Raw genomic sequence first — 23,976 nt, 5'->3', positions numbered from 1 at the left:
GAATTGTCAGTTCTATTTGTAAGCGTTGATCTGGTTCATGGCTTGCTGAATCTCACCACTTACCAACAATTTAGTACGTGATAAGGCATGTGCAATAGCATCATCCATTAAGCCTTGTTCACTACTTGGTGCTTTACCTAAGACATGGCCTGAGACACGTTCTTTAGAACCAGGATGACCAATACCAATACGTAAACGATGGAAATTTGGACCAATATGCGGGACAATATCGCGTAAACCATTATGACCACCATGACCACCGCCAGTTTTCAGGCGAATGACACCAGGGTTCATATCAAGTTCATCGTGTGCGATAAGCATTGCTTCAGGAGCAATTTGATAGAATTTGGCGAAGGGAACAACACTTTGACCAGAGAGGTTCATAAAGGTTGTGGGTAACAGCAGACGAACGTCTTGACCTTCGATATTACCACGACCACTGATGCCTTTATATTTAGGATCAGCTTTGAGTTGGATGCCATATTGTTCTGCAAGGCGTTCTACGAACCAGAAGCCTGCATTATGGCGGGTTTGGGCATACTCAGAACCTGGGTTACCCAAACCAACAATCAGTGAAAGTTTACTCACTCATTTACACCATTTAACACTTATGCGCGTTTGAAGTCAGCGTGCATAGGAGTGTTTTTAGCTGGGTGACGTTGTAAAGCTTGGATTTTAACGCTTTCAGCTTTACCGTCGATGTTGATTTCAACAACTTCTTCAAAGAATGCGTTGTTTTCTAAAGCTTTAACAAGTTCGCGAAGTTCCAAAGTAACTGCTACAGGTTCAGCTGCACCACCGTAGATGATTGCTGGTACTTTATTTTGAAGACGAAGGCGGCGGCTCGAACCTTTCCCTTGTACTGCTTCTTCACGTGCTACTGCATTTAATACGAAGTTTGCCATGATAGACATTCCTATTTAAGTTTAATTGACTAGACCTTCGACCAGTCTAGTGATAGAAAGCCCCACCAAAAGGCAGGGCTTTTAAATTTAGCACTATATTATAGATAAGAATCAAACATTGCGCTAATAGATTCTTCGTTGTTAATACGACGAATTGTTTCAGCAACCATACTTGCAACTGAAACTTGGCGAATCTTACCAAGAGCTTGAGCTTCTTCTGAAAGCGGAATAGTGTCTGTTACAACCAATTCGTCAATCACAGAGTTTTTCAAGTTTTCTAAAGCTTTACCAGAAAGTACAGGGTGAGTTGCGTAAGCAACAACTTTGCGAGCACCAAAAGTTTTTAGTGCGTCAGCAGCTTTACACAATGTACCTGCTGTATCCACCATATCATCAACGATGACACAGTCACGGCCTTTAACGTCACCGATCAAGTGCATTACTTGAGATTCATTTGCTTTTTGACGGCGTTTGTCGATGATCGCAAGATCGATATCACCCATTTGCTTAGCTACAGCACGCGCACGTACTACACCACCAACGTCAGGAGAAACAACCATTAAGTTGTCGTGTGACTGTTGACGAAGATCTGCTAAAAGTGCAGGAGTACCGTAGATGTTGTCTACAGGAATATCGAAGAAACCTTGGATTTGGTCAGCATGAAGGTCGATCATGACAACGCGGTCAATACCAACAGTTGTGAGCATATCTGCAACAACTTTTGCTGTAATTGGCACACGGCTTGAACGTGGACGACGGTCTTGACGAGCATAACCAAAATAAGGAATGACAGCAGTGATACGACCAGCACTTGCTCGACGCAAAGCATCAGCCATAACTAAGATTTCCATAAGGTTATCGTTAGTTGGAGCACAAGTTGGTTGTACGATGAATACGTCTTTACCACGAACATTTTCAGTAATTTCGACAGCGATTTCACCGTCAGAAAATTGACCTACAGATGCAGCACCTAGAGGGATGTGAAGGTGGCTAACGACTTTTTGGGCGAATTGTGGATGTGCAGATCCACTAAAAACGACAAGATTGGGCATGAAGCACCCTTGGCGGTTGGCAAATTGGAGAATTAGATGGCAGGGGCGGCTGGATTCGAACCAACGGATGCCGAGATCAAAACCCGGTGCCTTACCACTTGGCGACGCCCCTAATGCGGCAGAACTTTAATATTTTTACGGTATTTTGTCAAGTTGAAACAACAAAGATACTGCAAATTATGCTCTGTCTTTTTTGAAATAAATGGCAGGGGCGGCTGGATTCGAACCAACGGATGCCGAGATCAAAACCCGGTGCCTTACCACTTGGCGACGCCCCTAAATTGATGAAATAGCGAATAAAGTAAATGGCAGGGGCGGCTGGATTCGAACCAACGGATGCCGAGATCAAAACCCGGTGCCTTACCACTTGGCGACGCCCCTAATACTTTACAGCAATTACATCTACAGATGAAAAATGATGGCAGGGGCGGCTGGATTCGAACCAACGGATGCCGAGATCAAAACCCGGTGCCTTACCACTTGGCGACGCCCCTATATCAAACCTCAAAATGACGTAATGGTGATTCTTGCAAACTGCAAACCAAGTAAGATTTACATGGCGCATTTTTCAATATGTCATCAATATTCATATTCTCAGTCACTTCAGTAAATACACAAGCACCTGTACCTGTAAGCTTTGCTGTACCGAACTGATCTAAGTACCGCATTGCTTCATCGACTTCGGGATATAAGCTTCGTGCCACAGGCTCAAAGTTATTTCCAAAATCAGATGGCGTTTCCTGATAGCCGCAAAATTTAGTGGGCTTTGAGTCTCTTGTCAACGTTTTTTGTGAAAAAAGCAGTTGAGTGCTGATAAAACAGTCAGGTTTTAACACAATGTACTGTTTTTGAGCTAAATCTATGAATGTTAAGTGTTCACCGATGCCTTCTGCCCATGCATTTAGACCATGTACAAACACGGGAACATCTGCCCCAAGTTGTAAGCCGAGTTCTGCAAGTTGTTCGGTATTTAGACCACATTTCCATAGTTGATTGAGCACAATAAGGGTGGTGGCTGCATTGGATGAACCACCACCGAGCCCTGCACCCATGGGAATATTTTTTTCAATGTGGATTTTTTGTGCAGTCAGTGCTTTAGCAAACGGTTTGAGTATTTGAGCAGCACGATAAATTAAATTTTGCTCTAGATTGACGCTGTTTAAGCCCTCAATTTGAATAAAATCTTCATCAGCAGAATTTGCAAGTGGGTGAAATTCCATCCAATCCGATAAATCGATGAGCTGAAAAATCGTTTGTAATTCGTGATATCCATTCGGACGTCGGCCAGTAATGTGCAAAAACAAATTGAGTTTTGCAGGAGAAGGTACACGAATCACAGAAGTCATAGCTCAGCTTTTAGGCAAATTAACGATTTTGAATCACCATTGTAATACGGTTTTCCTGACCGGATTCAAGTGCTTGTTTTAAAATTAACTTGTTCGGTACCGTTGCAGTTTCATTATAACTCAGGTCAACCGTCCAACCATCTTCAATAATCTGTTGTGGGCGCTGCGCAGTATCGCGTTGAATTTTTGCTTGTGTGGTTGCAGGGCGCGCCTGTACCCAGTCGATGAGGTGGGTAATGGGAGCTTGCCAACCGGTAGCACGTTCGAGTAATTCTTCTGGTGTTGCTGCTTCAATCAAACCGGTTTTTGCACTATTGAGTTGAACTTGACCGGGTTTACCGCTGATTTGAGTTTTGCCAACACCTAATATGCCACTCAGTTCAATGTCATATTCATTGCGGTCTTGAACCCAAGTAAAAAAAGCACTTCCTGACTGTTGTGGCGTGCGCACACCAATCTTACCTTGTAAGTTGAATTGATTTGCAGCGACCTCTTCAGGGCTAGGTTGAGCGGGTGTTTTAACATATTGCTGACAACCGGTAAAAAATAAAGCGCAGCAGGTCAGGGCAGATACCCCAAATTTTGAAGATACTTGCATAAAGTCTTTTTAACTCTTTTTCATGGGTTGGGGTAACAATAACGAATGTAGTTGCTCTAATTGCGGATCATTCGGATGTTTTTGTTGGAGTTGTTGTAACAACGCGTCAAATTTATTCATATCACCTTGCATGAAGACTGATCGTGCGTAGCGAATGCCAATTTTTAAACTATTACTCAGTTCATATGCTTTGGCCAAAACAGATGCAGATGTACTAAAATCATTTTGCAAATAACAAATATAACCGAACGTATCTAAAATTGAGGCTTGCTCAGGAGCATATTCTAAGGCATGTTCGACGTATTTTCGGGCTTCATCTAAGCGTCTATTTTGTACCGCCAAGGTATAGGCATATGCATTTAAATAGGTCGGGCTATTGGGTTCAATTTCAAGTAATTGTTTTAGTAATTGGTCGAGTCTATCTTTATCTTGATGGGCGTCGAGCAGTAGAACTTCGGCATAAATGAGCTCAGGATCTTCGGGCAAGTTTCTTACCGCTTCATCAAGCAAACGGACTGCTGCTTTTTTATTGTTCATGCGTTTTAAAATATCTGCCTGAGCAAGATATAAGAAACTGGCATGTTGAGGATAATTAACCCGTTCTTGGGTTAAAAAGCGCAGTGCATCATGCAGCTTATTTTGCTGGCTAAAAATGCTGATCATATTGCGCCGTGAAACTGTATAAAGACTGCCATCAACAAGGCGATAATAGGCTTTTGCCGTTTCATAATGCTGTTTGCGTTCAGCATTTACTGCGAGATAGTAATACGCTTCATTTTGGTATTTGCTCGAATAACGTAACTCCACCAAATACTTTTCGGCTTTTTCATAAAGCTCTAAGTCAATACTGGTCAAACCTGCCATAAATAGCGGTTCTTCAGCAGATGGCCATTTCTTTAGTATATCTTCGAGTTTTTCTAGACCTAATTCTGACTGATTGATTTTAATTAAATATTTTGCTTCTGCTAAGCGAACTTCCATATTGTTGCGGTGTTTACGGCTGGATTTTTCGAACCATTTTAAGGTTTCGTCTTCATCACCCAAAGACATGAGTAAATTGGCTTTCATTAGGATATAGCCAGTCACTTTCGGGCGTTTTTTCAGTGCTAAATTAATGGTGTCTAAGGCATCAGCAAAGGCACCATTTTGAGCTTGTAAACCTGCGACTAAGACCAAAATAGAAGGGTTGGTTTTTTCCTTGCTAGCGGTCAGTGCTTGAATCAGATAAGCGCGATCTTCCTCTGATTCAGGGGAAATACCCGCCAAAATTTGTTCTAAATCTGCATTTGGGTCAATGGTTAAAATTTTATCAAGTGTTTCGGCGGCAAGCTCATATTCATGGGCTTTCAAAGCAATATGTGATAAATAAAATAATGCTGGTACATCTTCAGGTTCTTGCACAACCCAATGTGTAGCAATATCTAAGGCTGCTTGTAAATCATTTTGCTCAATAGCAACGTTTAAAGCACGCTGTTTGACCATGGTGGATTTACTTTTGATTGCAAGCACGGTGTAATTATGAAGCGCGGTTGGAATGTCGTTATAAGCTAAGGCAAATTCTGCAATCATACTTTGTTTAATTGCATCATATCCTGAATTTGCATGGTAAACTTCTCCCACGGCCCGAATTGGGGCAGTAGAAGCCATGCTACCAACAAGTAAGAATGTGGTAGAATACTGCTTTATTGTCTGGCCGTTCAGTCGGCTATTTGTTAGACGCAATTTTTCTTGATCCAAGTAATGCTTTTTATGACGCCGATAATGCACAATAGCATAAATTTAGCGAAATGATGATCTGATATGTCTTTCTTTGCATTGGGTGTCAACCATCAAACCGCCTCTGTAGAACTGCGCGAACAGATTGCATTTAACCCTGAAAAGTTAACAGCGCTGCTTGAACAGCAAAGCCATGCACCTGAACTTAATGACATGGTGGTGGTGTCTACATGTAATCGTACTGAGGTCTATGCGATGTCTGAAAATGCAGACATGGTATTGAATTGGCTTGCCCAATCAAATGGTATTGATGTAAAGCAATTGTCAAATCATGTGTATCGTTATGAAAATGCACAGGCGGTGACACACCTCATGCGTGTGGCTAGCGGCTTGGATTCGCTCATGCTTGGTGAGCCTCAAATCTTAGGTCAAGTTAAAACGGCTTTGTCCTTAGCCAAAGATGCCGAAACTGTCTCCCCAAATTTAAACCGTATTTTTGAATATGCCTTTTATGCGGCAAAACGAGTGCGTTCTGAAACAGCCGTAGGAAGTCATGCAGTGTCGATGGGCTATGCTGTTGCTCAGCTAGCTTTACAGGTTTTTAGTCAGCCTGAAAAATTGACGGTCATGATTGTTGCTGCTGGTGAAATGAATAGCTTGGTTGCGAAGCATTTGGCCGAAATGGGTGTGGGTAGAATTATTATCTGTAACCGTACACGTGCCCGTGCTGAAGCTTTATCCCAAGAGATTGCTCATCGTGTAGAAGTTGAAATAATTGATTTTGCAGATTTGGCAGACAATTTACATCGCGCAGATGTAATTTCAAGTTGTACTGGAAGCTTGCATCAAGTGATTTATTTTGCGGATGTCAAAGCAGCATTGAAAAAACGCCGTTATAAACAAATGCTGTTGGTCGATTTGGCTGTACCACGAGATATTGAAGCCAAAGTCGAAAGTTTAGATGGCGTTTATTTATATGGTGTAGATGACCTGCAAACTGTCATTGAAGAAAATTTGGCTCAGCGTCGTCAGGCGGCAGTTGAAGCCGAAGTGATGGTTAATCAGCTTGCGACAGATTTAATCACACAGCAAAAAGTGAATTTGGCTGGCTTGACAATTCATTCATACCGTGAACATGGGGAGTCATTACGTCAAGAAGAGCTGGCTTTGGCCTTGAATCGTCTACAAAAGGGTGAAGATGCGGCTACAATTATGCAAGAAATGTCGCATCGTTTAACCCAAAAACTATTGCATCCGACCTCTATCGTGCTGCGCAATGCAGCGATGGCGGAAGACCCTGCTTATTTTGAAATGTTAGAACAAGATTTAGTTAATGTGGCTGCAAATCGCCGTAAACCAAAGAAATAAATAAGCTGATTCATTGAATAGTATGTTGTTCACAGCTTGAACTTGAAATTAAAACTTAATCTTCAAGGAGCGTGAGTGATCTTTTTTTATCAATATCATAAATACGTTGTTTTAAATTACGCATTTCTGCAAGGCTAGAAAACTTATTCGACTTGATCTTGAGTTGTAAGAATTGATATTGCAATTTTGTCGATAAATCTGCCGCAAGTTTATCTGCTTGTTCAGGTGATGACGTATAGTCACTGATATTGGCATGCTCTAAAATATGTTGTAATTCATGATGATGTGCTGCACAAGCACCGAGTACATAATAGGTCGATAACTCTGGGTCATCAGGCAATTCATCAAAAATCACATTGAAAATATTTAACACATGATAAAGCAATAGGTCTTGTGAAACTAAGGCGCGTAAAGGCTCAAAATGAATGTAGAGATAAGGATGATTGATTAAAATCGCAATCACATATTCTTCAGCATCAATTTTTGTACTAAAGCTCAATGATGCATCATTATTGACTTGAGGCTGCCACTTTCGGCTAAACCCTAATTTTTCACGGAAATATTGTTGTAGCAAATAACGATATGAACCACCTTTCGGCAACAGTTCAGTGAGCTGTCTGAGTTCACCCATCACCTGACTTTTACCTTCAGGTGAACTGACATCATGATTTTGCGTTAAATGTGCAAAAACAAATTCAGAAAGAAGCGGTGAGGTGTGCAGTAACCGTCGAAAATTTTCAATACCTTCTCGACGGATCAGTGAATCTGGGTCGTGGTCATTCGGCAAAACAAAGAATTTAAGTTCACGACCATCATTCAGTAATGGCAGGGCAATTTCAAGCGTACGTCGAGCTGCTTTTTGACCTGCGGCATCTCCATCAAATGCAATGGTAATACGGCTATTTTGCTTAAATAAAATGTTTAAATGTTCAGTATTACTGGCAGTCCCTAAAGTCGCTACAGCGCCATGAATGCCATATTGCTGTAGGGCAATCACATCCATATAACCTTCGACCATTAACCAATCTTGGGCTTTTTGTTTACGGCCTTCATATAAACCATAAAGTAACTGGTTTTTATGGAAAACTTCAGAGTCTGGGGAGTTGATGTACTTTGGTTTGATTTCATCATTTAGGGCACGACCACCAAAACCGACCACACGACCTTTCGCATCTCGAATCGGGAAAATCACCCGCTCACGCAGTAAGTCAAAGTCACGACCACTATCACTGGTGCGAATCAAACCGAGGAGTTTGAGTCCTTCGATATCTTGTGGAAAGGCTTTTTCCAGATGTTGCCAATCTTCGGGGGCATAGCCTAAACGCCAATAGGCAATGGTGTCTGCACTGAGACCCCGTTGTTTAAAATAAGCTTGCCCGATTGGACTGAGTGGTAGTTGTTGCTCATAAAACTGTGCGACATTTTCCAGCAAGTCATATAAGTTTCCGTCTTGCGGCACATCTTCAAAACCATTGGTAACTTGGTCAAAGTGAGCAAAGGGATCGTTCCCATAAAACGCATCTTCGTTATTTTGAAACTCAGCAAATGGGTCGTGTTCGAAATTTACTGCAGCAGGAGCGGTGTGTGTTTCGCCTGTTTTGGGCGGCAGAGCTTTTGCTTCGATTGCAGGTTTTTGTACAGGTTTTGGTTTGGATTCGCGTTTATATTTGAGTTTATTGGAATCGTTATTGTCTTTCGGTAGTTCAATACCCGTTTGGCTAGATAAATCCTTCATTACTTCGATGAAGTTACGGCTACCAATATCCATTAAAAAACGGATGGCATTACCATTGGCCTGACAACCAAAGCAGTGAAAATATTGTTTATCACGATAGACATGGAAAGATGGCGATTTTTCCTGATGGAATGGGCAGCATCCTGAGTAGGTGCGTCCAGTCTTTTTCAATTTCACAAATTGACCAATCACATCGACAATATCGGTGCGATCTAAAATTTGATCAATTGTATGTTGAGGAATGGCCATGCTGTTTTATCTGTCTATCTATTGAATTTGGGCAGTTCGTGAAATATGTTGAAATCAGCAATGCTGTAAGTTCAGGTGGAGATGCAGTACAGCATCGTCCATCGAACTATTGTATACCTTTTAATCTAACCGAATCTGTAGATCCTGAAAAGATAAAAGGGCAAGTATTCTAACTTGCCCTTTGTGAAAAATCGACCTTCGTTGCGACTATATTATTCAGCTTATTCTGACGACTCAGTTTTTTCGCTATGAGGACGATCCAATAAGCCAAAGCTTAAACGATTGGTTAAACTGCGTTTTTCTTCATCGGTTTCAACTACGTCTGTAGAGGTTTGCTCAGACATCGTCTGTGCTTCTTTACCGAAAATACCCAAAGTTGCACGGTTAAGGAAGCTGCCTTCACTACGTGCAGCACGCATATTGACTGTACCGTCTGACTTCACAAGTTTTGGATAGTTCAGTTTAAGTACTTCAATGTATTGCTGAGACGTGGTTTTATCACCAAGTTTGTCATAACCATAGGCAACCGTCGCTAGAGCTTCTGGAACTTGTGGTGCTTGAGGATAATGTTCGATCACCCAAAGTGAACGTTCAACAGCAGCTAACCATGCTTTACGCTTCACATTAAAACGTGCCGCATTCATTTCGCTTTCAGCCAATTCTTGACTGATGAACTTCATACGTTGTGCGGCATCGACTGCATATTCACTCGATGGATAGCGACGGATAAAGTCGACAAAGTTTTGATAAGCCACTTTGAGATAGCTCACATCACGATGCGATTGCTTTAAAGAAGTATAGCGAAGCAAACCATTGTAGTTTTGCTCCATGTTTGAAACACCACGCACGTAGTACGCATAATCAACTTGCGGATGTTGTGGGTTCATACGAATAAAACGGTCTGCAAGTGCAATCGCACCTTCATAGTCTTTTTGCTGAAACTTTACATACAATAGTTCAAGTTGTGCTTGCTGCGCATAGTTACCTGTAGGGTAGTAGGTCTCTAGAGCTTCAAGGTGTTTTGCTGCATCTGTATATTGGTTACGTTCAAGCGCTTTTTGTGCTTTTTCGATATAAATCTGTTCGCTTGATTGTGGACCTGTGTCGACCACTTCTTTCTTTGGATTACTGCTACAGCCTACCATTGCCGATGCAATGCCTATTGTTAGAGCAAGCATTGTCATTTTATATTTTGGTAGCGACATAAAAATTCCTCTGTTAATACGGGCAATGAGCTACAATTGAACTATTAAACCACTTTTGTCTGAATGAGCAAATGAGTCAAGCACAATCTTCCAATTCTAATTTCCCTGAAACTGATTTCAATTTACTTGAAGATTCTGAGGATGCAGATAACCATACTTCAGACTCAACTGCAACACGTTTATCGTTGCAATTTCAATTGGATGAAAGCTATTTAGGACAACGTATTGATCAGGTTTCAGCACTGGTTTGGACTGATTTTTCTCGTGAAAAGCTAAAACAGTGGCTCAAAGAGGGCCATTTGTTGGTCAATGGTAACACTGTGAAACCAAAGTACAAATGCGAAGGCACAGAGTTATTGACTTTAGACGTCGAGTTAGAAGCACAAACCCGTAGCTTACCTGAAGATATTCCACTTAATATTGTCTATGAAGATGACGATATTATGGTGATTAATAAACCTGTCGGTATGGTTGTACATCCGGGCGCTGGAAACAGTACAGGCACATTGGTGAATGCAATTTTGCACCATTACCCAAAATCTTCAGAGTTGACCCGTGCAGGTTTGGTGCATCGTATCGATAAAGATACCTCAGGTCTGTTGGTGGTGGCGAAAAACCTCGAATCCCAATTTTCTTTAAGTAAACAATTGGCGAAGAAATCGGTTTACCGTATTTACGATTTGATCGTATATGGCAACATTATTGCTGGCGGTACAGTGGATGAGCCAATTAAACGTCATCCTGTTGACCGCATTAAAATGGCTGTCTTGCCGGGCGGTAAAGATGCAGTGACTCACTATAATGTGAAAGAACGTTTCCAAAACTTTACCCGCGTTCAAGCACGTCTAGAAACGGGTCGTACCCATCAAATTCGTGTGCATTTTACTTATATCGGTCATGGTCTTGTGGGCGATCAAGTGTATGTACCACGTGTACGTATGCCTGCAGGCGCGTCGGTGTTATTAGATGACACTTTACGTGGCTTTAAACGTCAGGCTTTACATGCGGTTAAATTGGGTCTCGTTCATCCACGTACAGGTGAAGACATGATGTTTGAAGCACCATGGCCTGAAGACTTTAATCAATTGGTTGAAGTATTACGTAGCGAAAACAAAGCGTATTAAGTTTTAACCTGATTTACACGCCATAGATAGAAAAGGACGGCAACATGCAATTTGTTCAGGGACTTCCACAGGGTGTTTTTGTGGGACAAACTCGAGTTCATCATGATCAGACGCAACCCGCTGAGCAACCTGAACTGGCAGGATTTAATCTGGCATTGCATGTGGGAGATGATGCAGCGCGTGTGCAAAAGCACCGGATGCAATTGCTCAAAGACTTTGCTAAATATGGCGTGAATAAAATCAGCTGGATGAACCAAACGCACAGTACGCTATGCCATCGCATTGATGAACAGATCAACTTTGTTGCACCCGAAGGCGATGGTATGGTCACGCAGTCAAAACACCATGCCCTGATGATGATGACCGCAGACTGCTTACCCGTGGTTTTGGGTAATGCTGATGGGACTGAAGTTGCCAATCTGCATGCAGGTTGGAAGGGCTTGGCCAACGGTATTGTGGAAAACACCATTGCAGCCATGCACACTCAGCCAACATGGGCGTGGTTGGGGGCAGCCATTTGCCAAGAGAATTTTGAAATTGGCGCAGAAGTCAAAGCTGCCTTTTGTTCCAAATACCCAGAACTTGAAAGTGCATTTAAAGCTGGTGTAAGGGAAGGCAAATATTATGCTGATCTTTATGCGATAGCGCGTTATATTCTTGCATTACATGGGGTTAAAGCCGTAACAGGTGGCGACCAATGTACCTTTTTCCAAGCTGAAGAATATTTTTCTTATCGCCGCGAAGCGAAAACAGGACGTATGGCAACATTCGTCTTTATGCTTTGAAAATGCTAAACTTGACTGAATCTATCGACTTTTAAATGTTATGTCTTTGACTGCTAAATCTCTTGCTGTTGTTTACCACAGTCCCTATGGACACACTGCCAAAGTGGCGAATTTCATTGTACAAGGTGCAGAAAAAGCCGGTGTAAAAGTCCATCTCATGAATGTAGAGCATGTGGATTGGGATGTATTGGACAGTGCAGATGCCATCGTTTTTGGATGCCCAACCTATATGGGCAGTATGAGTGCGGCAATGAAATTATTCATGGAGCAATCATCTAAACGCTGGTTAGCACGGACATGGCAAGGCAAGTTGGCCGCTGGTTTTACCAATGGTGGCGGCTTAAGTGGAGATAAATTGGCAGTATTGCAGCAAATCAATTTATTCGCCATGCAGCACGGTATGTTGTGGAGCGGTCTTCCATTGATGCCAACTGGACGCAGCACAACAGATTTAAATCGGATGTCGAGCTTTTTAGGTTTAATGACACAATCGGATAATGCACCTGTTGAAGTCACGCCACCTGCGGGCGATTTAGAAACCGCCATTTGGTTTGGTGAATATTTGGGGCTGTTATTAAATAAAGTTAATTAATTTGTAAATAAATCGTTTGAACTATCATTTATAAATCTTTGAAAACCCTAGTGATGGAAATGTTACTGGGGTTTTTAATGGCCTGAAATTTGTGAAAATTGGCATTTTGTATATTTGAGTTGTGATGTGTGTCACAAATTGCCATTCATTTACGCCAACGCTATTGATTTAATCTTCTCATAAATTTCACTCGGGATGAGTGACGAATATTAAAAAGGATTAAATAATCGTGAAAAAAACAATAGTCGCAATGGCATTGACCTTATGTGTTTCTGACGTTGTTTTTGCAGCAGAAGGATTGGTGGGATTAGCCGATGAAGAATTGTCTGCCATCAATGGTGCTGCATTGATGAATATGTCCTATACCGATCCTATTTTGGTCAACCAACAAATGGTCGATGAAAATATTGGTTTCTACAAACTCAGTTTAGATGCCGTCATGGATCTAAATGTCAATGTCAAAAGTTTGCAACTCGGCTGTGGTGGGGTAAATGGGTCAAATGGCTGTGATATTGATATTCGTCATCTGGCGTTGAGTGGTAATGCAACGTCGACCGATGCCAATGGTAATCCCGTCTTTAATGGTGATCGAGCGTCAACAAGTGCCGAACTGAAAAATCCGTTTATTGAATTTGCAATTAAAAACCCAAAACAAGCGGCTTTACGTGAAGTTAAAGGCTTCCGTGTCAGTGCTGAATCAATTACAGGTTTATTGACCACAGGTATTCAAAACACGGGTGCGCCGACAGATGGGATTAAGTCGCTAAGCGGTTATATGAAAATTGCACCGACTACAGGGATAGCAAAGACCCAAGCCGCGATCTTTGGGGATAGCAGCAGTGAGACTTTATCCGGTAACTTGGTGATTAACACGATTTGGAACAATGATCGTAGCTTTGTCAGCCAACCTGAAAATAGTAAGGGTTTAAAAATTCCTTCAATGAATGTGCCGTTTACCGTCCCTGAAATTACCATTAACGGAAAACGACAAACTCAAGCCGTTGCCAAAAATATCAGTGCGACTGTACCGTCGATTCAACTGAATCGTGATAGTGGTAGCTTGCAGGTCAAACTTGACCGTAATTTGTTATGGGTAGAAGGGGCACAGTTCTTTATGGATTCTGGCTCATCAATTGATGGTTTGAAAATGAACATTACCTTTGAGCAAGCCTTAAATATGATTCATAATATTCCACTAAATGGCACAGCCGGTTATTTATCGCTTCAATCTCAAGATATTAGTTGGCCAGATGCCAATGCCGATGATATTGCACGTACAGGTTGGTGGATGTCATTTAAAGACCCGATCAATATTGGCAAATTGAATCCAACATCTGAAGTGGATATCTCAGGCGTCTTGCCACAAGTTGCTCAAAAAGTATCGCAAATTTTAACCAATGAACCGATTTATATTCCCTTAGGTTCTGCTGTTGGTGCAGCATTTGGTTTACCGATTTATAAAAATGTCGGTTCAATTAACCTTAGTAATGCCGGTGCGGCCAATTTAACGTTAAAAAATCAGGTATTGGGAAATCAGGAAGTTCGGACCAACTGTTTTGGTGGATTGAAATTCTGCTAAATCTGCAATTTAAAAATAAAAAAACCTCCAAAAAGGAGGTTTTTTTTAATGAACTTATTTATGAAAAATACGGGCTTTATCGCGTTGCCAATCACGGTCTTTTTCCGTTGCACGCTTGTCGTGAAGCTGTTTACCTTTTACTAGGGCGATTTCAAGTTTGGCATGAGGACCTTTCCAGTAACATGCCAAAGGCACACATGAATAACCTTTTTGGTTAATCGCACCTTGTAGTTTTTCAATTTCACGGCGGTTCAGCAATAATTTACGAGTACGTGTTGCTTCAGGCACCACATGTGTCGAAGCACTCAGTAAAGGTTGCACTTGAGCGCCGAATAAAAATGCTTCACCATTTTTAAACGTAATATAGCTCTCTACGATAGTCATACGACCCGCACGCATTGATTTGACTTCCCAGCCTTGTAATGAAAGACCCGCTTCAAATTTTTCTTCAATGAAATAATCGTGACGCGCACGCTTATTTAGGGCAATCGTACTGCTACTATTTTTTTTAACTACTGCTTTCGTCATAATCAAAAACTTCCAAACTTAGCACTATTGTACCCGAACTTTGAATAAGATGAAGTTTTTAAATTTACAAGCTGACTTCACCTATAAATCAAGATTTTGTTAAAATACCCATCTACAAAATAACAGAGTACAACTGGATGTCTAAAACTCGTGTAATTTATCCGGGCACATTCGATCCAATTACTAATGGTCATATCGACTTAGTGACACGTGCATCACGCATGTTTGACGAAGTTGTCGTGGCAATTGCAATTGGACATCACAAAAACCCTGTGTTTAGTCTGGAAGAACGTGTTGCACTAGCGCAAGAGTCTTTAAGTCATTTGTCAAATGTTGAGTTTGTAGGTTTTGATGGGCTGTTGGTCAACTTCTTTAACGAGCAAAAAGCAACAGCCGTGTTACGTGGTTTACGTGCAGTTTCAGATTTTGAATATGAATTTCAATTGGCAAATATGAATCGCCGTTTGGACAGTAAATTTGAAGCCGTGTTCTTAACCCCATCAGAGCAATATTCGTTTATTTCATCTACGCTCGTGCGTGAAATTGCACGTTTAAATGGTGATGTCACTCAGTTTGTACCACAAGCTGTTGTGGAAGCCTTTAAGCGTAAACAACAGCAAGGTTGGTAGAGTGTCTTTATATATCACTGATGAATGCATCAACTGCGATGTCTGTGAACCTGTATGCCCCAATGAGGCGATTTTCATGGGGGAACTCATTTATGAGATTAACCCTGATTTGTGTACGGAATGCGTTGGGCATCACGATAAACCGCAGTGTCAGTTGTTCTGTCCGGTGGATTGTATTCCATTGGATCCGGCACATCCTGAAACTCAGGAACAGCTTCAACAAAAGTACGAAAAACTAACTGCTCAAAAAACATCAAGCAATTAGTTGTCAGATTTGTTAGAATGCGCCCCGAAGTGAACCAGACGATCGCTGCTGTGTATAGGTCTCCGTGACTAAAGCAGGGGAGGAAAGTCCGGGCTTCATAGGGCAAGGTGCCAGGTAACGCCTGGGCGGTGTGAGCCGACGGAAAGTGCAGCAGAGAGTAGACCGCCTTCATTATGGTTTCGAGCAATCGAAATCGGAGGTAAGGGTGAAAGGGTGCGGTAAGAGCGCACCGCGTGTCTGGTAACAGTTCACGGCATGGTAAACCCCACCGGAAGCAAGACCAAATAGGGATCCTTTAGGCATGGCCCATGCTGGATCCGGGTAGGTCGCTTGAGCGTATGAGTGATTGTACGCCTAGAGGAATGATCGTCCTCGACAGAACCCGGCTTATCGGTTCACTTCAACAAATTTTGATCAAATACGCGCATTATGGGCTTGACGATATTTAAATATCCCTCCATAATGCGCGCACAGTTTAAGGCTATGTAGCTCAGTTGGTTAGAGCACCGCACTCATAATGCGGGGGTCACAAGTTCAAGTCTCGTCATAGCCACCATATTCAAAAAAAGACCACTCCGATTGAGTGGTCTTTTTTTATGTCTCAATTTTCCAAATTTAAAAAATTAACGATAAACAAAACGACGCATACCTGCACGTAAGGCAAATGCGCCATGCATATATACGCCACCGAGCCAATACGGCACATTAAAAACTTCTGAATAGCGATATTTAACTAAAGCAAACTCAGCCAATAGTCCTTCAAAGAACATCCCACCAATGGCAAGCATAATAGCTAATATCAGTAGCCATGTACGCTCATAGCTAAATAACCAGCGAATAAAAAAGCTAATATAGAAAATCCAACACAATGCTACTGGGTGGAAGTTACCAAAACCACTGAGTATGTAGACAATCGCAAATAGCACCAAAGCCTCAATCAATGGAGCTGTACCGTCGTGATGGCAACTGAGCTGAGTCATTACATAGTGTTTAAGTAGTTGTGTAAGTTGAATATAGCTATATGCCATCAAAGCAAAGGCAATAAAAAAGCCTGGGAATACCCACCAAGCTTGATGGAAAAATAATGGGTTGGGATAACTAAGTGTCTGGGTATAGACATGAATCGCATCGCAAAAAGTTGCGACGACTGCTGCCAGCAGGGAAAGTATAAATATGCCTGAGAATTGAGTGGTTCTCGTCATCATTCATCCTGAAAAGTGGGGTCTTTTTATTTTATGTGTTCTTTATAGTCTGATTGAGTAAAAAAGGCTAGGATTAAAGATGATTGTAGTACTGATATTTGTTTCTCTGACTATATACACTATTAATAGCTCTATTCATCAATTGGTTGAGAGGGCCTTACTCATAATACCGAGTTATAGTTAAAGCTTAGCCTTAAACACCATATTCTGAAAAAAAGATTTGTGTAATAATTGATCTAATAAATATAATTTTTTCAATAGGTTTGTTATGGGGCTTGATATATTGGGGTTGAAAAGCAAAGACGAAACACGTTTGAAGCATATGCTAAAAGAGCTAGCTGAGTTAAATGATTCATTAGGTTCTAAGTATTCATTACGTGCAGATTTGCGAGATTTAACACATAGGTCTTTTACTGTTGGAAAATTGCTGCAAGAAGAATTGGAGAAAATCAAATGTAATCAGCAGAAATTAGAAGAAGCTTGCAATGAAACTTTAATAGTTAAGAGTAAAATTGAAGAATGTTTGGGAACTATCAGTGAAATAGACAGCAAGCTACAATTAAATGATGATGGAGTCTCTATATATGATCGTATATTAGAACTTACATCTGAAGAAAGCATTGAGGAAATTGAAAACTCTAAGCAAGAAATTCTAGATCAATATAATGAATTATTTGCTAAAGATGAGCAGGGTGAATCTACAGTTGATCAACTTTCGTCACAAATAAATGAAATAAAAGCAAAATATGTTGAACTGTTTGAGGAACAAAATGAGAACGGAGAAAATTTATTTGAAGAAATGGAATCAAGAGTAAATAAATTAGGAGAATTATGGAAAGAGTATTTTACAGAAGATGAAGAAGGGGTAACAAAAAACGAATTAATTGATGGACGGCTAAAAAAATTAGATCAATTTTATATGAAAATATATGGTGATGAAGCTAAGGATATTCCATCATTAAAGAAAGAACTAGAAGAAAGATTGAAAAATTTAAAAGATATAGAAACTAGAGCTAAAGCTACCATTGATTTATCTAGCGAAGCTGGGTTAGCGGGTGGCTTTGTTAGCAAACGAAAAGAAGCTAATACAGCTCGTGTAATAAGTTTGTTTGTTTTTATAGTAACGGTTTTATGTATGTTTGGTTTTAATCTTTGGCTTTTTGATGCTGATGATTTTAAAAATATGGAACTGCATACCTTGTTATTTAAAGTAACTATTAATGCTCCTCTTATATGGATTGCAACGATAGCGAATGTAAACTTGAATAGATTTTCTAGACTTGAGCAAGAGTATTCACATAAAGAGTCGCTAGCAAAATCTTATGAGCGCTATAGAGCTGAAATTGAACAGTTGGAACAACTAGGTGTTCAAGGAGCCGATGATCTGAAAATTAAGCTACTTGATACAAATTTAGAGGCATTCAAACTAAATCCAGTTTCACATACTAAGCAGGCGGGTAAATCATTTGCAATATTTAATTTTGGAAGAAAGGTGAATGATGGTTAATTAGCATTTTGAGTAAAATATTTAATTAAACTTGAAACATCCTCAGTCTGCAACTGTTCCCGCATCTTTAAAAACTGCTTTTCATCTAAGTCATAAAGTTTTAGAGAAAGCAGTTTTTGTATATCTTCTTCAGGAAAGCGATATTTAATAACTTTAGCAGGGACTCCGCCTACTACTGCATAAGGAGGCACATCTTTAGTCACCACCGCGCCTGTAGCCACCACAGCACCTTCACCGAGTGTAACACCTTGCATAATCATCGCACGTGAGCCGATCCAGCAGCCATCACCAATGATGGTGTCACCCGCAGGGATAAAACTCCGTGTATCAAACGGAAAGGCTGAAATCCAATCCGTGCGGTGGAGTTGGTTGCCGCCCATCATAATCACGCATTCTGCGCCAAAACAGACAAAATTACCGATATGTAGCTGGTCTATCGGCTTCTCAGCTGTTGCAGGTTTATCATGCAGATAACGCACCACACAGCGCTCAAAACCTTGATCCCAATATGCAGAATAATATGAATAATTACCTTTGATGTGAATATTAGGGTTCTTCACTGTTTTAGAGATGAACTCAAACTCACACCAATGATTTACAGGTGAATTAATCAATTTTTCAGACATAAGGTTTAATAGCAATAATGATTCGCGTGACTATTTTAGCTGACTCATTATAAATGTCGACTATAGATAAATGCTTAAGCTTGTTTTAAATGCAGCAAATGCGTGGCTTGAGTATGTCGTATTCCATCTTTACGATTCGCAAAATAACGCTGAGTAATCTCATGTGCAGATAAATCTTCTAAGACCACATAACCCAGTTTTGTCACGGCACGGTGTAACTCATCACTGTGAAATGTCCCAATAATGGCTTCACTTAAAAAATAGGTAAATTTGGAAACAGCAAATGATCCGACACGCTCTATACCAGTTAAATCTTGATAGGGAATAGAATAATCTAAAACCAATTCGCTACCTGAGGCTGCAAATTCGGCAATGGTTTGCAAGGTGCTCATAGTTGTTTCTGGTTTTAAATAATGCGTCGTTCCAAGCCAAGAAAAGAAAGTTGGTTGCTTTGTATCATAAGAACTCCGTTTTAAGGCATGCGCTAAATTTTCTTTTTCAAAATCAATAGAAACAAATTCAACATGGTCTGGAATATGTCCGAGTTTCTGTAAACTTCGTATTTTTAATGTTTGAGTATCTGGGTGATCAACCTCAAAAATTTTAATATCTGAGTATTTCTGCGCTAATCGGAGGACAAAAGAATCTAAACCTGCACCAATCAGCACATATTGTTTAATTCCTTGTTGTACTGCCTTTTCTAATTGATCTTCGGCATAGCGTGAACGTGCCACCACCTGTGCAGTAAGTAATCCAAACGTTTGATTGGGTATTTTGCTATTCAACGCTTTTATACATGCACGATTTGAAAGTAGTCGACGCCAAATTGGACTGGTGAAATGAAAGGCATAAGGGTCGGAAAAAACAGGTTCGTTCGCATATAGATAATGATTTGCGCGAATGGCAGCAGCAGCTTGTGCCGTTCGGCTTGCATGTCCAAATTTCATCGTGTGTTATGACTCTTTTTGTTTTAGATAACACTTTAATGAAATAAGCCAGTTGAACAATGACGTATTCAGTCGACTATTAGTGCTGAACGTACATTTTGGTCATTCGATAGCATACATTGGGCTAAGCAAAAACATAGAACAATAAAAAACCCCTCAAAAGAGGGGCTTAAAATTGCTTATCTTAATGAATTAAAGATATTCAACTTTAGAAATTTCATACTCAACTTCACCTTGTGGTGTGTTGATTTTTACATCGTCGCCTTCGTTTTTACCCAAAAGACCACGCGCAATTGGAGAGTTCACAGAGATTTTGTTGATTTTAAAATCTGCTTCGTCATCACCAACGATTTTATAAGTCTTTTGTTCTTCAGTATCTAAGTTTTCAATGGTCACTGTCACACCGAAAACCACACGGCCATTTTGCTCAAGTGATTTAACATCAATCACTTGGCAAGCACCCAGTTTACCTTCGATATCTTGGATACGGCCTTCACAGAAACCTTGTTGCTCGCGAGCAGCGTGGTATTCTGCGTTTTCTTTCAAATCCCCATGTTCACGCGCTTCAGCAATTGCTGCAGTAATACGTGGACGATCAACACTTTTAAGTTGCTGTAATTCTTTCTCTAAGGCAATTTTGCCTTCGGGAGTCATAGGATAACGTTGCATTGTTGTCCCTCATGTTTGTAAAAAGAAAAAATCAGTAAAATTTTTACTGACCTAGAAATGAAAAAAAGCCCGCCACCGAGAGGTGGCGGGACTTCTCGGTAACTTAATTAACCTTTAGTAAGGTCTTGTAAGCGGTATACATCCATTGGCAATTTGATTGCTAAAGCTTGGCATACTGCATCAGCACCGTTAAGGGTAGTTGTGTAATACACTTTACCTTGTAATGCAGAGCGACGGATCGAGAATGAATCTTCTTGAGCCTGTTTACCTTCAGTTGTATTGATAATGAGGTGAACTTCGCCATTTTTCAAGCGGTCTACGATATTAGGACGGCCTTCAGTCACTTTGTTCACACGTTCACATTCAATACCAGCATCTTTAATCACATCATAAGTACCGCCAGTAGCGATGACTTTGAAGCCAAGATCTGTTAACTGTTTCGCAATACCAACAGCACGAGGCTTGTCAGAATGACGAACAGATAAGAATGCATGTTTTACTTCGCCTTCCGTTGGTAGGCCTGGTAAACGGTCATTAGAGCCTAACACAGCTTTATAGAACGCTTCACCAAATGTTTTACCTACACCCATCACTTCGCCTGTAGATTTCATCTCAGGGCCAAGAATTGGGTCAACACCAGGGAATTTGTTGAATGGGAACACTGCTTCTTTTACAGAGAAGTGTTCAGGAATAATCTCTGTAGTGAATCCTTGAGATTCTAAAGATTGACCAGCCATACAACGCGCAGCAACTTTCGCTAAAGATTCACCAATGCACTTAGATACGAATGGAACAGTACGTGATGCGCGTGGGTTTACTTCTAGAATGTATACGTCAGTACCTTTAACCGCAAACTGAACGTTCATCAAACCAATTACGCCAAGCTCTTTCGCCATTGCAATCGTTTGACGGCGCATTTCGTCCTGAACTTCTTTAGATAAAGAGTAAGGAGGAATAGAACATGCTGAGTCACCTGAGTGAATACCAGCTTGTTCGATGTGCTGCATGATACCGCCGATCACAACGTCTTTACCGTCAGATACGCAGTCTACGTCAACTTCAATCGCATCATCTAGGAAGTGGTCAAGAAGTACTGGCGCTTCGTTAGATGCTTGAACCGCATCACGTAAGTAACGTTTCAATTCTTCGTCGTTGTACACGATTTCCATCGCACGGCCACCAAGGACATAAGAAGGACGTACTACAAGTGGGTAGCCAACTTTAGCTGCTTCAGCCATACCTTCTTCAGCAGATTTAACGATGCTGTTGTTTGGTTGACGAAGTTGCAGACGTTGAATCATTTGTTGGAAACGTTCACGGTCTTCCGCACGGTCAATCGCGTCAGGTGATGTACCGATAATTGGCGCACCTGCTTCTTCCAAAGCACGAGCCAATTTAAGCGGAGTTTGACCACCGTACTGAACGATAATGCCTTTAGGCTTCTCGATACGTACGATTTCAAGTACATCTTCCAAAGTGATTGGTTCGAAGTACAAACGATCTGATGTGTCGTAATCCGTAGAAACCGTTTCAGGGTTACAGTTCACCATGATAGTTTCATAGCCGTCTTCACGCATTGCAAGGGCAGCGTGTACACAGCAGTAATCGAATTCGATACCTTGACCAATACGGTTAGGACCGCCACCGATGACCATGATCTTGTCGCGAGTAGACGGATTCGCTTCACATTCTTCATCGTAAGTTGAGTACATGTAAGCTGTATCAGATTCGAATTCAGCCGCACATGTATCTACACGTTTGTAAACAGGGGTCACGCCCAAGTTCCAACGGTGTTTACGGAATTGTTTTTGTGAAATACCCATCAATTTCGCAATACGAAGGTCAGATAAACCTTTGCGTTTGAACGAACGGATGTTGTCAGCGTTTAAGTCACCAAAACCTAAAGATTTGATTTTTTCTTCAGTTTTGATGATGTCTTCGATTTGGATCAAGAACCAACGGTCAATATTCGTCGCAGCGAATACTTCATCTAACGTGAAACCATGACGGAATGCATCGCCAACGTACCAAATACGCTCAGGACCAGGCACTTTAAGTTCTTGAAGGATTTTCTCTTTCGCACCTTCAGTACCCACTTCGATTTTTTCATCAAAGCCAGCAGCACCCACTTCAAGACCACGAAGCGCTTTTTGTACTGACTCTTGGAAGTTACGGCCAATTGCCATGACTTCACCCACAGATTTCATCTGTGTAGTTAAAGTTGCATCAGCTTGTGGGAATTTCTCGAAGTTGAAACGAGGAATCTTAGTCACAACATAGTCAATCGCAGGTTCGAATGATGCAGGAGTTGTACCGCCAGTGATGTCATTTTTCAATTCATCAAGGGTATAACCGACTGCCAATTTCGCTGCAATTTTTGCAATTGGGAAACCGGTTGCTTTAGATGCCAAAGCAGATGAACGAGAAACACGAGGGTTCATCTCGATCACAACCATACGGCCATCTTTCGGGTTAATACCGAACTGAACGTTCGAACCACCCGTTTCTACACCAATTTCACGAAGTACTGCTAAAGAGGCATTACGTAAAAGTTGGAATTCTTTGTCTGTTAATGTTTGTGCAGGGGCAACAGTGATTGAGTCACCTGTGTGCACGCCCATTGGGTCAAAGTTTTCAATGGTACATACAATGATACAGTTGTCGTTTTTGTCACGAACAACTTCCATTTCGTACTCTTTCCAACCAATCAATGATTCATCAATTAAAAGTTGGTGAGTAGGAGAAAGGTCGAAACCGCGTTCACAGATCTCGATAAATTCTTCTTTGTTGTATGCGATACCACCGCCTGAACCACCCATCGTAAATGATGGACGGATAATCACAGGGAAACCGAAGCGTGCTTGAATTTCTAACGCTTCTTCCATTGATTCAGCGATGTCAGCTTTTGGACATTCAAGACCAATTTTACGCATTGCTTGGTCGAAGAGTTTACGGTCTTCGGCTTTTTCAATTGCTTCTTTAGTCGCACCGATCAATTCAACATTGTATTTTTCTAAAATGCCGTGCTCATCAAGGGCGAGGGCACAGTTCAATGCAGTTTGACCACCCATTGTTGGAAGAACTGCATCTGGGCGTTCTTTCTCAATGATCGCTGCAACAGTTTGCCACGTAATCGGTTCGATATACGTTGCATCTGCCATTGCAGGGTCAGTCATAATCGTTGCAGGGTTAGAGTTAACAAGAATAACTCGGTAACCTTCTTCACGAAGGGCTTTACATGCTTGCGCACCTGAGTAGTCAAACTCACATGCTTGACCGATCACAATCGGACCAGCACCAATAATTAAGATGCTTTTAATGTCTGTACGTTTAGCCATGATGCTTCCTT

The 23,976-nt window shown here is 41.1% G+C and carries 22 protein-coding genes, 5 tRNA genes and 1 other RNA gene; 10 read left to right on the top strand and 18 right to left on the bottom strand.

Annotation, left to right across the window (positions count from 1 at the left end; all coding sequences use genetic code 11):
- Positions 1 to 12: 12 nt before the first annotated feature.
- The 10 genes from pth to FTU22_RS07625 all read right to left on the bottom strand — a co-directional run bounded on the left by pth (position 13) and on the right by FTU22_RS07625 (position 5,623).
- Entirely contained in the window at positions 13 to 588 is a 576-nt protein-coding gene (pth, locus tag FTU22_RS07670; RefSeq protein WP_168378106.1) for an aminoacyl-tRNA hydrolase, read from the bottom strand.
- A 20-nt stretch (positions 589 to 608) separates the two neighbouring features.
- On the bottom strand, positions 609 to 905 hold the full coding sequence (gene rplY / locus FTU22_RS07665; RefSeq protein WP_078192179.1) for a 50S ribosomal protein L25: 297 nt from the start codon (positions 903 to 905) through the stop codon (positions 609 to 611).
- 98 nt (positions 906 to 1,003) lie between these two features.
- On the bottom strand, positions 1,004 to 1,957 hold the full coding sequence (locus FTU22_RS07660; protein ID WP_078191360.1) for a ribose-phosphate pyrophosphokinase: 954 nt from the start codon (positions 1,955 to 1,957) through the stop codon (positions 1,004 to 1,006).
- Positions 1,958 to 1,994: 37 nt separating this feature from the next.
- Positions 1,995 to 2,069: transfer RNA gene (locus FTU22_RS07655), tRNA-Gln, on the bottom strand.
- Positions 2,070 to 2,160: 91 nt separating this feature from the next.
- A tRNA-Gln gene (locus FTU22_RS07650) sits at positions 2,161 to 2,235 on the bottom strand.
- 28 nt (positions 2,236 to 2,263) lie between these two features.
- Positions 2,264 to 2,338: transfer RNA gene (locus FTU22_RS07645), tRNA-Gln, on the bottom strand.
- Positions 2,339 to 2,376: 38 nt separating this feature from the next.
- A tRNA-Gln gene (locus FTU22_RS07640) sits at positions 2,377 to 2,451 on the bottom strand.
- 3 nt (positions 2,452 to 2,454) lie between these two features.
- Positions 2,455 to 3,294: a 4-(cytidine 5'-diphospho)-2-C-methyl-D-erythritol kinase gene (gene ispE, locus FTU22_RS07635; RefSeq protein WP_180093864.1), complete on the bottom strand. Its 840-nt coding sequence runs from the start codon at positions 3,292 to 3,294 to the stop codon at positions 2,455 to 2,457.
- A 28-nt stretch (positions 3,295 to 3,322) separates the two neighbouring features.
- A complete protein-coding gene (gene lolB / locus FTU22_RS07630) occupies positions 3,323 to 3,901 on the bottom strand; it encodes a lipoprotein insertase outer membrane protein LolB (RefSeq protein ID WP_180034449.1) in 579 nt (192 codons plus the stop codon).
- 9 nt (positions 3,902 to 3,910) lie between these two features.
- Positions 3,911 to 5,623 carry a hypothetical protein gene (locus FTU22_RS07625; RefSeq protein WP_180039555.1) on the bottom strand — a complete coding sequence of 571 codons (1,713 nt, stop codon included), beginning with the start codon at positions 5,621 to 5,623 and terminating at the stop codon, positions 3,911 to 3,913.
- Between the two features lie 78 nt (positions 5,624 to 5,701).
- On the opposite strand from FTU22_RS07625, the gene hemA reads away from it, so the two are divergent.
- Positions 5,702 to 6,985: a glutamyl-tRNA reductase gene (gene hemA / locus FTU22_RS07620; protein ID WP_180093748.1), complete on the top strand. Its 1,284-nt coding sequence runs from the start codon at positions 5,702 to 5,704 to the stop codon at positions 6,983 to 6,985.
- Positions 6,986 to 7,040: 55 nt separating this feature from the next.
- On the opposite strand, the gene FTU22_RS07615 is transcribed toward hemA, so the two are convergent.
- Entirely contained in the window at positions 7,041 to 8,969 is a 1,929-nt protein-coding gene (locus tag FTU22_RS07615; protein ID WP_180093746.1) for a DNA primase, read from the bottom strand.
- Between the two features lie 221 nt (positions 8,970 to 9,190).
- Positions 9,191 to 10,174: an outer membrane protein assembly factor BamD gene (locus FTU22_RS07610; protein ID WP_180065829.1), complete on the bottom strand. Its 984-nt coding sequence runs from the start codon at positions 10,172 to 10,174 to the stop codon at positions 9,191 to 9,193.
- A 71-nt stretch (positions 10,175 to 10,245) separates the two neighbouring features.
- On the opposite strand from FTU22_RS07610, the gene rluD reads away from it, so the two are divergent.
- The 4 genes from rluD (at position 10,246) to FTU22_RS07590 (ending at position 14,254) form a co-directional block, all read left to right on the top strand.
- Entirely contained in the window at positions 10,246 to 11,298 is a 1,053-nt protein-coding gene (gene rluD, locus FTU22_RS07605; RefSeq protein WP_078192173.1) for a 23S rRNA pseudouridine(1911/1915/1917) synthase RluD, read from the top strand.
- Positions 11,299 to 11,342: 44 nt separating this feature from the next.
- On the top strand, positions 11,343 to 12,083 hold the full coding sequence (gene pgeF, locus FTU22_RS07600; RefSeq protein ID WP_180093745.1) for a peptidoglycan editing factor PgeF: 741 nt from the start codon (positions 11,343 to 11,345) through the stop codon (positions 12,081 to 12,083).
- Positions 12,084 to 12,123: 40 nt separating this feature from the next.
- Complete coding sequence (locus tag FTU22_RS07595; RefSeq protein ID WP_180048747.1) at positions 12,124 to 12,675, top strand: flavodoxin family protein; 552 nt, start codon at positions 12,124 to 12,126, stop codon at positions 12,673 to 12,675.
- Between the two features lie 229 nt (positions 12,676 to 12,904).
- Positions 12,905 to 14,254: a hypothetical protein gene (locus FTU22_RS07590; protein ID WP_249708367.1), complete on the top strand. Its 1,350-nt coding sequence runs from the start codon at positions 12,905 to 12,907 to the stop codon at positions 14,252 to 14,254.
- 54 nt (positions 14,255 to 14,308) lie between these two features.
- Here FTU22_RS07590 and smpB read toward each other — a convergent pair whose 3' ends face one another.
- The gene (smpB, locus tag FTU22_RS07585; RefSeq protein WP_078191351.1) at positions 14,309 to 14,782 is read right to left on the bottom strand and encodes an SsrA-binding protein SmpB; all 474 of its coding nucleotides are present in this window, start codon (positions 14,780 to 14,782) and stop codon (positions 14,309 to 14,311) included.
- Positions 14,783 to 14,919: 137 nt separating this feature from the next.
- On the opposite strand from smpB, the gene coaD reads away from it, so the two are divergent.
- The 4 genes from coaD to FTU22_RS07565 all read left to right on the top strand — a co-directional run bounded on the left by coaD (position 14,920) and on the right by FTU22_RS07565 (position 16,232).
- Positions 14,920 to 15,411: a pantetheine-phosphate adenylyltransferase gene (coaD, locus tag FTU22_RS07580; RefSeq protein ID WP_078191350.1), complete on the top strand. Its 492-nt coding sequence runs from the start codon at positions 14,920 to 14,922 to the stop codon at positions 15,409 to 15,411.
- Between the two features lies 1 nt (position 15,412).
- Positions 15,413 to 15,676, top strand: a complete 264-nt coding sequence (locus FTU22_RS07575) for a YfhL family 4Fe-4S dicluster ferredoxin (protein ID WP_078191349.1) — start codon at positions 15,413 to 15,415, stop codon at positions 15,674 to 15,676.
- Positions 15,677 to 15,702: 26 nt separating this feature from the next.
- Positions 15,703 to 16,082: RNase P RNA component class A (gene rnpB, locus FTU22_RS07570), an RNA gene on the top strand.
- 73 nt (positions 16,083 to 16,155) lie between these two features.
- Positions 16,156 to 16,232: transfer RNA gene (locus tag FTU22_RS07565), tRNA-Met, on the top strand.
- A 67-nt stretch (positions 16,233 to 16,299) separates the two neighbouring features.
- Here FTU22_RS07565 and FTU22_RS07560 read toward each other — a convergent pair.
- Positions 16,300 to 16,878, bottom strand: coding sequence for a hypothetical protein (locus FTU22_RS07560; RefSeq protein ID WP_180093744.1), 579 nt, complete (start codon positions 16,876 to 16,878; stop codon positions 16,300 to 16,302).
- A 268-nt stretch (positions 16,879 to 17,146) separates the two neighbouring features.
- On the opposite strand from FTU22_RS07560, the gene FTU22_RS07555 reads away from it, so the two are divergent.
- A complete protein-coding gene (locus tag FTU22_RS07555; RefSeq protein WP_180093743.1) occupies positions 17,147 to 18,385 on the top strand; it encodes a hypothetical protein in 1,239 nt (412 codons plus the stop codon).
- On the opposite strand, the gene FTU22_RS07550 is transcribed toward FTU22_RS07555, so the two are convergent.
- From FTU22_RS07550 to carB, 4 genes are all read right to left on the bottom strand, one after another.
- Entirely contained in the window at positions 18,382 to 19,011 is a 630-nt protein-coding gene (locus FTU22_RS07550; RefSeq protein ID WP_180093742.1) for a CatB-related O-acetyltransferase, read from the bottom strand. The genes FTU22_RS07555 and FTU22_RS07550 overlap by 4 nt on opposite strands.
- Positions 19,012 to 19,085: 74 nt before the next feature.
- Positions 19,086 to 19,958: a class I SAM-dependent methyltransferase gene (locus FTU22_RS07545; RefSeq protein ID WP_180093741.1), complete on the bottom strand. Its 873-nt coding sequence runs from the start codon at positions 19,956 to 19,958 to the stop codon at positions 19,086 to 19,088.
- 192 nt (positions 19,959 to 20,150) lie between these two features.
- Positions 20,151 to 20,627, bottom strand: a complete 477-nt coding sequence (gene greA, locus FTU22_RS07540) for a transcription elongation factor GreA (protein ID WP_078192164.1) — start codon at positions 20,625 to 20,627, stop codon at positions 20,151 to 20,153.
- 107 nt (positions 20,628 to 20,734) lie between these two features.
- Entirely contained in the window at positions 20,735 to 23,965 is a 3,231-nt protein-coding gene (carB, locus tag FTU22_RS07535; protein WP_078192163.1) for a carbamoyl-phosphate synthase large subunit, read from the bottom strand.
- Positions 23,966 to 23,976: the final 11 nt, after the last annotated feature.

It is taken from the genome of Acinetobacter sp. YH12076 (genome assembly GCF_013419525.1).
GTDB lineage: Bacteria > Pseudomonadota > Gammaproteobacteria > Pseudomonadales > Moraxellaceae > Acinetobacter > Acinetobacter amyesii.
The sequence above is the reverse complement of the archived record's forward strand: the minus strand, read 5'-3'. Positions and strand labels throughout refer to the sequence as shown.

Bases quoted from the DNA above. Each gene is read 5' to 3' on its own strand.
- rplY (WP_078192179.1), bottom strand. From the start codon at position 905: ATGGCAAACTTCGTATTAAATGCAGTAGCACGTGAAGAAGCAGTACAA.
- FTU22_RS07660 (WP_078191360.1), bottom strand. From the start codon at position 1,957: ATGCCCAATCTTGTCGTTTTTAGTGGATCTGCACATCCACAATTCGCC.
- lolB (WP_180034449.1), bottom strand. From the start codon at position 3,901: ATGCAAGTATCTTCAAAATTTGGGGTATCTGCCCTGACCTGCTGCGCT.
- hemA (WP_180093748.1), top strand. From the start codon at position 5,702: ATGTCTTTCTTTGCATTGGGTGTCAACCATCAAACCGCCTCTGTAGAA.
- FTU22_RS07615 (WP_180093746.1), bottom strand. From the start codon at position 8,969: ATGGCCATTCCTCAACATACAATTGATCAAATTTTAGATCGCACCGAT.
- FTU22_RS07610 (WP_180065829.1), bottom strand. From the start codon at position 10,174: ATGTCGCTACCAAAATATAAAATGACAATGCTTGCTCTAACAATAGGC.
- rluD (WP_078192173.1), top strand. From the start codon at position 10,246: ATGAGTCAAGCACAATCTTCCAATTCTAATTTCCCTGAAACTGATTTC.
- pgeF (WP_180093745.1), top strand. From the start codon at position 11,343: ATGCAATTTGTTCAGGGACTTCCACAGGGTGTTTTTGTGGGACAAACT.
- FTU22_RS07595 (WP_180048747.1), top strand. From the start codon at position 12,124: ATGTCTTTGACTGCTAAATCTCTTGCTGTTGTTTACCACAGTCCCTAT.
- smpB (WP_078191351.1), bottom strand. From the start codon at position 14,782: ATGACGAAAGCAGTAGTTAAAAAAAATAGTAGCAGTACGATTGCCCTA.
- coaD (WP_078191350.1), top strand. From the start codon at position 14,920: ATGTCTAAAACTCGTGTAATTTATCCGGGCACATTCGATCCAATTACT.
- FTU22_RS07560 (WP_180093744.1), bottom strand. From the start codon at position 16,878: ATGACGAGAACCACTCAATTCTCAGGCATATTTATACTTTCCCTGCTG.
- FTU22_RS07555 (WP_180093743.1), top strand. From the start codon at position 17,147: ATGGGGCTTGATATATTGGGGTTGAAAAGCAAAGACGAAACACGTTTG.
- FTU22_RS07550 (WP_180093742.1), bottom strand. From the start codon at position 19,011: ATGTCTGAAAAATTGATTAATTCACCTGTAAATCATTGGTGTGAGTTT.
- FTU22_RS07545 (WP_180093741.1), bottom strand. From the start codon at position 19,958: ATGAAATTTGGACATGCAAGCCGAACGGCACAAGCTGCTGCTGCCATT.
- greA (WP_078192164.1), bottom strand. From the start codon at position 20,627: ATGCAACGTTATCCTATGACTCCCGAAGGCAAAATTGCCTTAGAGAAA.
- carB (WP_078192163.1), bottom strand. From the start codon at position 23,965: ATGGCTAAACGTACAGACATTAAAAGCATCTTAATTATTGGTGCTGGT.